13 protein-coding genes are annotated in these 12568 nt (G+C 35.9%); 4 read left to right on the forward strand and 9 right to left on the reverse strand.

Annotated elements, in window-relative coordinates:
- Complete coding sequence (lysA, locus tag TYM08_RS15605; RefSeq protein WP_422380078.1) at positions 1–1287, reverse strand: diaminopimelate decarboxylase; 1287 nt, start codon at positions 1285–1287, stop codon at positions 1–3.
- 164 nt (positions 1288–1451) lie between these two features.
- Here lysA and TYM08_RS15610 point away from each other — a divergent pair, with 164 nt between their 5' ends.
- A complete protein-coding gene (locus tag TYM08_RS15610) occupies positions 1452–1874 on the forward strand; it encodes an Lrp/AsnC family transcriptional regulator (RefSeq protein WP_422380079.1) in 423 nt (140 codons plus the stop codon).
- 77 nt (positions 1875–1951) lie between these two features.
- On the opposite strand, the gene TYM08_RS15615 is transcribed toward TYM08_RS15610, so the two are convergent.
- The gene (locus TYM08_RS15615) at positions 1952–2893 is read right to left on the reverse strand and encodes a hypothetical protein (protein WP_422380080.1); all 942 of its coding nucleotides are present in this window, start codon (positions 2891–2893) and stop codon (positions 1952–1954) included.
- Entirely contained in the window at positions 2890–3921 is a 1032-nt protein-coding gene (locus TYM08_RS15620) for a DUF4405 domain-containing protein (RefSeq protein WP_422380081.1), read from the reverse strand. The genes TYM08_RS15615 and TYM08_RS15620 overlap by 4 nt, the downstream gene beginning before the upstream one ends.
- A 178-nt stretch (positions 3922–4099) precedes the next feature.
- Between TYM08_RS15620 and TYM08_RS15625 the strand changes: the two genes are divergently transcribed.
- From TYM08_RS15625 to TYM08_RS15635, 3 genes are read left to right on the forward strand one after another with little or no spacing between them, the layout of a single operon-like run.
- Positions 4100–4831 (forward strand): 5-oxoprolinase subunit PxpA, encoded by a 732-nt coding sequence (locus TYM08_RS15625; protein WP_422380082.1) that lies wholly within the window; start codon positions 4100–4102, stop codon positions 4829–4831.
- A complete protein-coding gene (gene pxpB / locus TYM08_RS15630; RefSeq protein ID WP_422380083.1) occupies positions 4824–5528 on the forward strand; it encodes a 5-oxoprolinase subunit PxpB in 705 nt (234 codons plus the stop codon). The genes TYM08_RS15625 and pxpB overlap by 8 nt, the downstream gene beginning before the upstream one ends.
- Positions 5509–6462, forward strand: coding sequence for a biotin-dependent carboxyltransferase family protein (locus TYM08_RS15635; protein ID WP_422380084.1), 954 nt, complete (start codon positions 5509–5511; stop codon positions 6460–6462). Before pxpB ends, TYM08_RS15635 begins: the two co-directional genes overlap by 20 nt.
- A 47-nt stretch (positions 6463–6509) precedes the next feature.
- Here TYM08_RS15635 and TYM08_RS15640 read toward each other — a convergent pair whose 3' ends face one another.
- The 6 genes from TYM08_RS15640 to tgt form a co-directional block, all read right to left on the reverse strand.
- Complete coding sequence (locus TYM08_RS15640) at positions 6510–7076, reverse strand: YbhB/YbcL family Raf kinase inhibitor-like protein (protein WP_422380085.1); 567 nt, start codon at positions 7074–7076, stop codon at positions 6510–6512.
- A gap of 88 nt (positions 7077–7164) precedes the next feature.
- Positions 7165–7977 (reverse strand): helix-turn-helix transcriptional regulator, encoded by an 813-nt coding sequence (locus TYM08_RS15645; protein ID WP_422380086.1) that lies wholly within the window; start codon positions 7975–7977, stop codon positions 7165–7167.
- A 134-nt stretch (positions 7978–8111) separates the two neighbouring features.
- Entirely contained in the window at positions 8112–9047 is a 936-nt protein-coding gene (gene secF / locus TYM08_RS15650) for a protein translocase subunit SecF (protein ID WP_422380087.1), read from the reverse strand.
- 9 nt (positions 9048–9056) lie between these two features.
- Entirely contained in the window at positions 9057–10916 is a 1860-nt protein-coding gene (gene secD / locus TYM08_RS15655; protein WP_422380088.1) for a protein translocase subunit SecD, read from the reverse strand.
- 82 nt (positions 10917–10998) lie between these two features.
- Entirely contained in the window at positions 10999–11388 is a 390-nt protein-coding gene (gene yajC / locus TYM08_RS15660; protein ID WP_422380089.1) for a preprotein translocase subunit YajC, read from the reverse strand.
- Positions 11389–11428: 40 nt separating this feature from the next.
- A complete protein-coding gene (tgt, locus tag TYM08_RS15665) occupies positions 11429–12556 on the reverse strand; it encodes a tRNA guanosine(34) transglycosylase Tgt (protein WP_422382839.1) in 1128 nt (375 codons plus the stop codon).
- Between the last annotated feature and the right edge of the window lie 12 nt (positions 12557–12568).

A 12568-nucleotide genomic window follows, 5' to 3' on the forward strand; every position in this document is an offset into this window, starting at 1 on the left:
CTAAGTTTCAGAATCATACTTTAGATAATTTAAAAAAACAGGCACACAATCTAACGCAATTAAAGATTCTACCGTTTGTTCTTTTCTAATAACGTAATCACAATTATTTTTTACAAGCACCTCTTTTATAATAGGTCGCGAATTATAACTGTTTGATGTCACCGCGCAATAAGCACCGGTACTGTGAATAATAATTAATTCCCCTTGTTCAACTTTTTGCATCGTTCTATCTTGCGCAAGATAATCTCCAGTTTCACAAACAGGCCCCACCACATCAACAGATTCCATTTCATTTGAATAATTAGCAGGACTAATTACGTGATACGCATCATACAAAGTAGGCCGTATCAAATCATTCATACCCGCATCCACAATTAAAAATACTTTGTTGTGCTGATACTTTTTAACAATCACTTTTGTTACTAAAACACCTGCATTACCCATTATAAATCGCCCAGGTTCAAAAATAATTTTACAATCTAAATCAATAGCGTGTTTATTGATTACCCTTGCATACTCAATTAATAAATCCGATTCTGTTTTGTCATTTCTTTGATATTGCACGGCTAATCCGCCACCAAAATCAATATGTTGTATTTTAATATTTAATAGATTTAGCTGTTCGTATAATTTTTTTATTTTTACAATTGCCAAATCAAATGCGTTCATATCGGATATTTGACTGCCTATGTGCATATCAATACCCACGATATTTATAAACGAAAGTGACTGTGCGTATTGATAAAGTGAAACGGCTTGATCAATATCAACTCCAAATTTATCGCCTTTTTTACCTGTAGATATTTTTTTGTGGGTGTTTGCATCCACATTGGGATTAATACGAAACGATATATTCGCCGTGATTTTTAATTGAAAAGCCACTGAAGCGAGCTGATCTAATTCAGGTTTTGATTCCACATTAAAACATAAAATATTTTGTTGTAATGCAAAAACCATCTCCTCCTTTGTTTTCGCCACACCTGAAAACACAATTTTATTTGCTGGAATATTAGCAGCCAAAGCTCGTTTTATTTCCCCGATAGAAACAACATCCGCACCTGCACCTTCATCAGCCAATAACGTTAAAATTGCCTGATTAGAGTTCACCTTTACGGCATAACACACCAATGCATCCAAATTAGAAAAGGCATCTTTAAACATTCGAAACTGAGTTTGCACCTTTGTCGCGCTATAGCAATAAAATGGCGTTTCATGACGGTCAGCCAATTGTGAGATTGAAAGTCCTTCAATATATTGCTCGCCATTTTTATATTCTAAATTAAGCATAAACGTCTCCTCTTCATTAATGATCAATGAAATAAAGTTTAGTTTTGCCAAGTTTCACAAACAACCGCGCATTCTAACAATATAACCGCTATCATTAGTCATTATGTACAATCAAACTTGCATATTGCCACAATAAATAGACTTTCATTAATCACAGGTAAAAAATGGACATCGACAAACGCGACCAAGCACTCATTGCACTTTTACAAAAAAACAGCCGCACGCCTATCATTGAGTTAGCAAAAGCATTAAGTGTCTCTCGCACCACCGTGCAAAACAGAATAGAAACGTTGCAACGTCGTGGCATCATCAAAGGTTTTACTATTGAATTTGATCCTGAATACAATCTAAAATTATTAAAAGCCCAGATGCTGATAAATCTAACACCCGGCGTTTCTCGAACAGTCATCAAACAATTACAAGCAAAACCACAAATCACTTCGATTATGTCTGTCAGTGGCATTTATGATTTGATAATAGAATTAACCGTCGAGGCCAGTTCGCAGTTGGATCAATTGGTGGATGACATTAGAGAGATCAATGGCATTGAGAAAACCATTTCTTGTGTGGTATTGTCAAAATATTAGTTGTTGTAAGTAAAAGTCATACAATAAAAAACAATCCATTTAATAATTATAAATGGAATGCCTTAAATTACTGTTGCTTATTTTTCGTTAGTAATCACTTCAACTAATAACGTTCTAAATTGTTTGTGAATCGTTGTCAGATTTTCTTTAGATGGGGTTAATTGACCTTGTTTATCGGTTTGCCCAATAAATTCCAGCCATTGAACTTCATTATTTAGTGTTGATTGATAAACGATTGATGGCTGTCCGTCTTTTTCGGATAAGTTATTTCTTCCAATAAGTGGAAAGGATTCATTTAGATCAAATAAAATATTAAGTTCCATCTTTAGTGTTAAATTATCAATCGTATCAGTACTCATTTTAATTAAAAGTGGGTTATTAGCCACAGTGCTCTCAACAAGTTCTGGTTTAATCCCCTCAAGTTTTGTGAAAAAATGTGGTAATAATTGTTCTAAACCTTCTTGTTTACTTAAAAAATTATGAGCGATATAACCTAAAGGTGTAACCAATTCACCTTGATTATCTTCTAACCATATGGCGATAATGTATCGAGAGAATTTTTTTTCAGTTAAATCTAAATCTAGATTCAAATTTAAATCAAAACCTAATCCTTGATCAAAGGTGAATTGGGAAAAATTTTGTTTATATCTTAATAAATCATAACGAAGTAATTCGTTTGTTATTATTTTATTACCATCTTGCTTTGACGATTGTTCAAAGTTATAAAAATTGTTAAATGGAGTGAACTGCAATAACGCACCAATTGTTAACGCACAGCTAAACAAAACACTCGCACCTAATATCTGTAATTGTCTCCAATATTTAAATAGTATTTTTAAATTATTTAAAAGGTGTAAAATCAAACTCATAACAAACTGCAACGAAAAACAAATATGTAAGACGGATATTTTTTGTTGATAGTCGCCAAGAAACATAAACCCAGCAGTCACTGACAAACCGATGAATGCTAAAAACAAACTCAGACTTGCAAACCCTTTATTGATTTTAGTAAGCGTCATTTTATATCCTCAACTTCAATAATTAAGCGATAAAAATCCCAAAGTGCAGTTGTTACATTTGACATATCTGAATCAATTTCTGCATTTTGCCCGCTATGATGTCCATGCCCAGCTGGCATTAGAAAATAAACTTCTTTAGGATGATCTAAATCGATTTCCACTTGGTAAATAATTGATGGCTGTCCTACTTGCCCGGTTCCACTATAAACTGCATCGTCTAAAAAACGATCTTTAGAATAATATTCATTCCAATCATAAGACTGATTTGCCTCAAATTTTAGAATAAATTTACGTAAAGTTGGGTCTGATAATTTTGTTTTAATTAAAAAATGCGAACGTGGGGTTGCACCTGAAATGGCATCTGGTAATTCATTCTCACTATCAGGAATCAGGTTATCTAATTTTAATGCTTGTTGTCTTTTTCCGATCCAATGCGGAACAGATTCTTGTCTGTAAATATTTTCAGAACGATTATCAGGATCCGTCATTAATCCTTTCGCAAAACGTCGAGTTGAATATATTGTTTCTAAATACCTCCCTTGAATGTCTTCAACCCATAACAACATCACCATATCATGCGAATAGCTTGGTCCCACTTCAGCACCTAAATTAATGGCAACGCCTTGTTTATGTGTGTTTAAAATATCGACTTGTAATAATCTAATTTCCCCCTCTTTTAATGGTGTATACATTTGAGTAAGGTCTTTATCTTGAAATCTTGCATTGCCTCCAAAATTTAATAATTGACTAAAGGGTGACATCCATGAAAACACACCAATCATTAAACCTAGCGCCAAAATAGATGCGGGGAGCAAACTAATTAATTGAAAGCGTACATAATGAAATAATGCTTTTCGGTTGAGGTATATATGCCAGCTGCTACTAACTAAAAAGAAAACACCTGCACTGATATGCAATGTTGTCATCGATGTAGTACGCTCTTTGAAAAAGATCCAATACGCACTAACGATGATCATCACCACAATAAATAACATAGTTGAGCTGATTACTTTCCTAGCAATTTTCATAACGTTTCCATTTTAATCACTGAATTAATTTTTTTTGATTGTGTATAAGCATAATACGTAAGTAATTGAGCTATATCAATTTGAACCTATGAAGCATTAGGTGCATAAATAACTCCTTGAATCCTTAGCTCATAACGATATGATTCAATCTTTAAATTAAAGCATTACTGGACATTAAATGAAATTAAACTGCGATTTAGGCGAAAGCTTTGGTAATTGGCAAATGGGCCAAGACATACAAGTGATGCCGTTTATTGATCAAGCCAATATTGCCTGTGGTTTTCATGCGGGTGATCCAATGGTCATGCTGGACACTTTAAAATTAGCAAAAGCCAATAACGTTAGTATTGGTGCTCACCCAAGTTATCCTGATTTAGTAGGGTTTGGCAGACGCTCAATGAATTGCAGTGCGGATGAAATAAAAGCATTTATGTTGTATCAAATAGCGGCGATTGACGGCATGGCAAGCTCGCTTGGGTTGAACTTAGAATACGTCAAACCCCATGGCGCGCTGTATAACGACATGATGAAAGACTTAAAAGTAAGACAGGCAATATTATTAGCAATTCAACAGTATCCAAAAAAACTAAAGTTGATGATGCAATCGACTGTGAATTTTGAGACACACAAACAACAAGCGACAGAATTTGATATTGAACTTTTAGCAGAAGTATTTGCAGATCGTTGTTATTGTGATGATGGATCATTAATGCCTCGAAGTGAGCTAAACGCTGTGCATAATCAAACAAAAATATTAGAACAAGTTAAACAATTAATTGAGACAGGCACATTAACGACCAACAATAATAAAACCCTTACATTACAAGCAGACAGTTTATGTGTGCATGGTGACAATCCAGAATCCATTGCAATGATTCAAACCATTCGGGATTTAATTAAACGTGGATGATTCGTTTAACATTGAAATAGCAGGGGAAAATGCGTTAATTATTTATTTCTCTGATGAAATGAATGATATTGTTTTTAATCAAGTTCAACTTGCTTCTGCTTTAATTACTGATCATTTGTCTGACAAAATTGTGGATATCATTGCGTCTTACGGATCAATTTTAGTGCAGTTTGATTTATTAGTGATTGATCATTTTTTATTAAAAACCGCATTACGACAATGTTTAGCCAAACTCAATACTCCAGTTAATCAAACATCCAAAATAATCACCTTACCTGTTTATTACGCTGATGAATCGGGACCTGATTTAGAAAAAGTCGCGGATCATGCAAAGTTATCCACAGATGAAGTCATCAAATTACATCAAGCCCAAATTTATCAAGTGTATGCCATTGGCTTTGCGCCAGGTTTTGCGTATTTGGGTGAAGTGAATGCAAAAATTGCGACACCCAGATTGCCCTCCCCACGTTTAAAAGTACCAAAAGGCGCTGTTGCTATAGCCGATCAACAAACGGCTGTATACCCAAGCGTTTCACCCGGTGGTTGGAATATTATTGGGCTGTGTCCTGTTGATATGTTTGATCCAAATACTACTCCACATATGCCTGTACACGTTGGCGACCAAGTGCAATTTAAATCCATTACCAAACTCGAGTTTATAGAATTGGGAGGTAACCTTGAAACAGTCTTTATTTAAAGTACTAAAACCCGGTGTTCTTTGTTTGATTCAAGACTCAGGTCGGTTTGGCGCATTTAATATTGGTCTGACTAATGGTGGCCCCATTGATAAAACTGCGTTTAATTGGGCCAATAGATTATGTTCAAATGATTTAAATGCGCCAGTTATTGAGATCAGTATCGGTGGGCTAGCGTTAGAAGCACAAACAAACCAAATCATTGCGCTTACGGGTGCCAATATGCCATTAAGCATTAATGGACAGTCAAAAGCCCTTTGGCAAACGCATACTGTGCAAACAGGTGACGTGATTAAACTTGGCTATTCGACAAAAGGCATTAGAAGTTATTTAGCGGTACAAGGTGGATTTCAAATTGAACATTCATTTAATAGTGCAAGCACTGTGTGTCGTGAAAACATAGGCGGGTTAAATGGTACAGCATTGCAAACTCATGACGAACTTCCCGTTTTAAATTTAGATAATAATATTAAACACAAACAGTTTTTATTGGATAAAAAACATCAACCCGTTTATTCAAATGACATTACCCTTCGTACTATTTCAAGTTATCAACACAAACAGTTTAACCACATTGAAAAACAAAAATTTTATTCAAGTGAATATATTGTCAGTCAACATATAAATCGAATGGGTTATCGGTTAACTGGACAAAAAATACAGTGTAATTTAAAGGGCATTCTTTCTGAAGGCATTTGTCATGGTGCGGCTCAAATTCCTCAAGACGGTCAGCCTATTGTGTTATTAAACGACCGTCAAACTATTGGTGGGTATCCTAAAATTGGCTCAGTGATCTCTTTAGACACTGAAAAACTAGGACAATTACAAGCAGGTGCAAAAGTACACTTTGAAGAAATTTCTATGGAAGAGGCCAATAATATTTTTCATTTGAATCACAATTTGTTTTTAAGAACTCTATTAACGCTCATTAAATAAAAAACCATTTATTACAATGGTTTTTTAACGTCACTTTTATTAAAAACTCACTCACGACTATAAAATGTTTCAATTGTACTTGATTCTATACTATTAGCATGAATCATATATCCCGTTAACGCACCTGATGCATCTATTGGCAATTCAATCTTTTCAACAGACAATGCATGAACTGTAAATTGATAATGATGCACGCCATGACCAGATGGAGGACAGGCACCACCAAAACCAAACACACCGTAATCATTTCGAATAGTTTGACTATTTGCAGGCATTAAACCTGACTCTTTTTTTCCTGAATTTGTTTGTATTTCATTAATCGTTAATGGAATATTTACAACTTGCCAATGCCACCATCCACTGCCTGTCGGTGCATCCGGATCATAAACTGTAATTGCAAAACTTTTCGTACCCTTTGGTGGATTTTCCCATTTTAAATGCGCCGACTGATCATCGCCAGTGCATCCAAACCCATTAAATTCATGCTTGCTGTCCATAAATTTATTATGCTGAATATCTTGACTTGTTAAGGTAAATTTTTGTGCGAAAGCACTCTGACTTATTAAGAACGAACATGTTAATAGTGGCGCTAATTGTTTTAACTTAAATTGCATGGTTAACCTCGTATATGTTGAATGAACAAGACATATCATAGCGTGAAGCCCCCTATTACATTAGAGCAAAACCGTTCAATATTTCGCCCTAAACCTTCAACTTTGTTTTTCTTAATTCAGAAGGCGTTAATGAAAAATGTTTTTTAAATCGATCTGTAAAACGTGACTGAGATTGATATCCACATTGCTGCGCAATCAGTCCTATTCCAATATTTGTGGTTTGTAAAAGATGCAAACCCAGACCCATTTTTGCTCGGTCTTTTATTTCTGAAACGCTTGTATTTTCATTTTTTAATTTTCGTCGCAGCGTGGATTCACTGACATTTAATTGATCACAAATAAAATCCGTCGTAATAGTTTGAAACTCATTAGCAATAAACAAATCATGAATTTTATGACTCACTCTAGGTTTTCGCATCATGGATATGACCTGTGTATATCCCATATGATGCATCATAGTTAATATTTCTTTTTTACGTGAATGAATAATTAAATCCGGTGCCCATGTTGAACACAACACAAATTGTTGTAAGCATTGCTCTAATTCAACGTTAGTATCACCCACAAAATACTCCATATCTGGCTCTTGATTATTTGGAATGTCTTGAAAATCTTCATACTCAAACTCAATCAACAATGCAAAATACTCTTTATTTTCAGGTATATTTCTCATATTAATTGCAGGACTATCAGATAAAAACACAAACTGCCCTGAGTAACAATTTAGCTCATTTTGCTTTCCTAATTGTTTATTTCCGCATAACACAAATATAAGCAATGGCTTTGCAATAGGCACATTCAACAAATTTTGCTCATGCACAGATGTATAAACAGAAAATGGCAGTGCACGTCTATTATTTTGAGTTAACATTCGATTAACCGTTTTTATTAATTTCTTCATTTTTGCACTCAATTTTAATCAGTTTCTAATAACTGAATGAAAAGAATATTTGTTTTTCAAAGCAAGCTTCAATCGATATTTAAGATAAAAAAAAGCCAGCATTCGCTGGCTTTTTTTAAAAAATCATTCAGAGATTAATCGTCTTTATTTAACCAATCTGGAATATCTTCCTCTTCACCGTCTTCAGCTTTTACTGTTACCAGTAAATCTTTACGCTCAACAGCCATTAACATTAATACGTTTGCCGCTACATAAATAGATGAATATGTACCAATTAAAACCCCCACAAATAAAGCTAATGAGAATCCAAACAAACTGTCGCCACCAAATATTAATAATGCACCTAACACCATTAACGTTGTAACAGAGGTGATAATTGTACGACCTAGTGTTTCATTTAATGAACGGTCAATAATGTAATCAACCTCTTCACGATTTACATTTCTGAAGTTTTCACGGATTCGATCCGATACTACAATCGTATCGTTTAACGAGTAACCGATAACAGCAAGTACCGCTGCTAATACTGATTGGTCAAAGTTAAATTGAAAGACACTGAAAAAACCTAATGTAATGATCACATCGTGTATTAATGCCGCTACCGCACCGACTGAAAATTTGAATTGGAAACGTAAACCTACGTATAGCATGACTAACGCTAAGGCGATTAACATTGCTGTTAAACCTGTCCATTTCATTTCTTCACCAAATGATGCAGACATTACTTGTGGCGATGCCTCGATCACTTCACCAAATTTATCACCAATTAATTGAACAATGGTGTCTGGTGCTTCTTGATTGTCCGCTTTTACACGAACTAATAATTGCGTGTCACCACCAATAGTTTGTACTTTAGCACCAGGAAATTGTGGATCTAAAATAGTTTGTACATCACTTGCCACTACCGAGTCTTGCATAGTGATTTTAACTTCAGTACCACCAGAAAAATCAATGCCGTAGTTTAATCCACGAAACGATAACGATGCAATTGAGATGACAATTAATACTAATGAAAAAATTCCAGCATATTTACGATACGCCATAAATGGAAATAATTTTTGTTCACTCATGTCGTGCTCCTAAATTGAAAGTTTTTTCACTTCGCGTCCGCCGTACCATAAATTGGTAAGCGCACGTGTGACTAAAATGGCAGTAAACATTGACACTAAAATACCGATACCTAATGTCACAGCAAACCCTTTAATTGGACCAGAGCCAATTAAGAATAAAATCGCTGCCACAATGAATGTCGTAATGTTTGCATCTAAAATAGTTACGTAAGCACGATCGTAACCGGCTGAAATTGCTTGCTGAATACCCAATCCGTTTTTAAGTTCCTCACGAATACGCGAGAAAATAAGTACGTTTGCATCCACCGCCATACCAACGGTTAATACGATACCTGCAATACCAGGTAATGTGAGTGTCGCGCCCATAATGGACATAATTGCCATCAACATAACTAAATTTAAAATTAATGCGATGTTGGCAAACAAACCAAATAAACGATAAGTGACCAACATAAATACAAACACTAAAGCGAAACCGATGATCACAGACATGACACCCACTTTAATGTTTTCAGCACCTAAGCTTGGACCAATATCATAAGAGGCAATGTTACGCATAGGTGCTGCTAATGAACCCGCACTGATTAAGTTTGCAAGTTCTGTCGCTTCTACTTGAGAAAAATTACCAGTGATTTGGAACGAGCTACCAAATTTGCCTTGGATCGTTGCCATGCTGATGATCTCTTCGGTACGCTTCGTATCCCAATCAACAACAACTTCGCCATCTTTTTGGGTGTATACTTTTTCAGAAACGTTATCAATAAACACCACGGCCATTCTTTTTTGTAAATTTGCTGTAGTAGTATCAAACATTTTATTACCACCAAGGGCAGATAAAGATAAGCTCACAGCATAGGTAGAGGTGTTTTGTGCATTAGGTGCAGCAGAAGCAGAGGCTACTTCAGAACCTGTGATAATAATTTCTTTTTGTAAACGCTCTGTTCCAAAACCAATCCCATCTTTATAGGGTAATGTGATGTAAGGACCTTCACCTAAGTATTCAATTCTGAATTCTAAGTTTGCGTTAGAGCCTAATATTTTTTCAGCTGCCGTAGCATCTTGAATGCCCGGTAATTCAATGACGATTCGGTTACGACCTTGACGGGTTATGCTCGATTCTTTATTACCTAACATGTTGACACGTTGGTTATAAACAATGATGTTTTGATTAATTACGTAATCTTCAAACTGCGCAATACGAGAATCTGAGTAAGATAAGTAAATTTTTAATTGAGGTTCATCTAAAAGTGGTTGAGAAAAATCCACATTATTTGTTTCTAAATACGACACTGCACGATCAAAAGCGGTTTTGCTTTTCAACGATAACTCAATGCGTAAATCTGTTGTTACTTTTGCATTACGAAGATTAATAAACTCATCGCCTTTGCCTTTACGAAATGTAGACTTAATATCTTCAGCGCTGCTATCTAAACGGGTCTTGATATAATGGTCCATGTCCACTTCTTTTAAGAAGTAAATTCCGCCTGCCAAATCCAAACCTTTAGACATAGGCTTGCCGCCTAAATTTTCTAACCATTGTGGTGTGGTGGATGCTTGCGCTAACCCCACAACATAATCGCTACCTAAGTTTTGATCTAATACTGCCTTGGCTTTAGATTGTTGATCGGCTGGTAATCTTAATAATAAGTTAAAGGCGTCGTTTTGTTCGCCAAACACTTCAATGCCTTCTGCTTTTAATGCAGCAATGGCTTGGTCATGTATTTTTTGGCTTAATGCTGTGCCAGCTTTTGTTGCTGTTACTTGCACCGCTTTATCTGGTTGATACATATTAGGCATGGCATAGATAACGCTTATGACGATAATCGTCACAATCATTATATATTTCCATACTGAAAATCTATTTAGCATGTCATTATCCTATTTCAAAATATGTTGATTTATTAGAAAATTAAAAGCAAAAAAGGCCTTACGGCCTTTTTATTTAACAGAATTATTTACCGTCTTTGTAATTTTTAATCGTGCCCTTTGGTAATGTGTTTGTTATATGTCCTTTTTGAACCGTTAACAAAACACCGCCATCTACTAATTCGATGGTTGCGTATTCGTCAGTGATTTTAGTTACTTTACCCAAAATACCTGCAGTAGTTAATACTTCGTCGCCTTTTGAAATGGCACTCATTAACGCTTTGTGTTCTTTAGATTTTTTCTGTTGTGGACGAATCATCATGAAATACATCAAGACCATTAAGCCACCAAAAGCAAAAAATGGCATCAATTCACCACCTTGTGGTGTTGCAGTTCCGTCTGCAGCAACCGTTGGACCACAAGACGCCAGCATTAATGCAGGCACAGTTAGTAAAGATAGAGTACGTTTTAACATGGTTATTTTTCCTGTAAGTAAATAATTAATTGTTTAAGTTTTATGATTCGGTGGTAGATGGGGGCGTTTGCCCTCTTTTTCTATAGAAAGTTTCAACAAATTCGCCAAATGTCTCATTTTCTAAGGCATCGCGCATTTGTTGCATCAATGTTTGGTAATAACGCAGGTTATGAATGGTGTTCAATTGTGCACCTAGCATTTCTTTACACTTATCTAAATGATGTAAATACGCTTTTGATACATTTTTACATGTATAACAATCGCATTCTGGATCAAGTGCCGTTGTGTCGTGTTTGTTTTTGGCATTTCGAATGCGCACAATACCTTCTGATGTAAACAAGTGACCGTTTCGTGCATTACGCGTTGGCATTACACAGTCAAACATATCCACACCGCGGCTGACCGCTTCAACTAAATCTTCCGGTGTGCCCACGCCCATTAAATAGCGCGGCTTGTCTTCTGGCATTTCGTTGGCCACGCAATCTAATACTTTTAGCATTTCTTCTTTTGGCTCGCCCACTGATAAACCACCAATCGCGTAACCGTCAAAATCAATATCAACCAACCCTTGCAAAGATTCTTTACGAAGATGCTCGTACATACCGCCTTGAATAATACCAAATAACGCAGACGGGTTATCACCATGGGCTTCTTTAGAACGTTTTGCCCAACGCATAGACAAGCTCATTGAATCTTTGGCTTGTTTTTCAGTGGCTGGAAACGGCGTACATTCGTCAAAAATCATCACGATGTCTGAGCCTAAATCTTTTTGCACTTGCATGGAGATTTCAGGAGTTAATTCTACTTTAGCGCCATCTACTGGTGAGCGGAACGTCACGCCCTTTTCAGTGATTTTACGCATTTTACCCAATGAGAAAACCTGAAATCCGCCGGAGTCCGTTAAGATCGGCTTTTTCCAACAAATAAAATCATGCAAATCGCCGTGCTTTTTGATGATTTCAGTACCTGGTCGTAACATCAAATGAAAGGTGTTACCCAAAATAACATCGGCACCAATTTCTTCGATATCACGAGGCAACATGCCCTTAACCGTACCGTAAGTGCCCACTGGCATAAATGCTGGGGTTTCGATTTTGCCACGAGGAAAATCTAATGTGGCACGGCGCGCTAGGGTTTTGCTGTCTTTCGCTTTTAAATCAAACGTCATAAAACACTGACG

This window comes from Marinicellulosiphila megalodicopiae (assembly GCF_045862395.1).
Classification (GTDB): Bacteria; Pseudomonadota; Gammaproteobacteria; order Pseudomonadales; family Natronospirillaceae; genus Marinicellulosiphila; species Marinicellulosiphila megalodicopiae.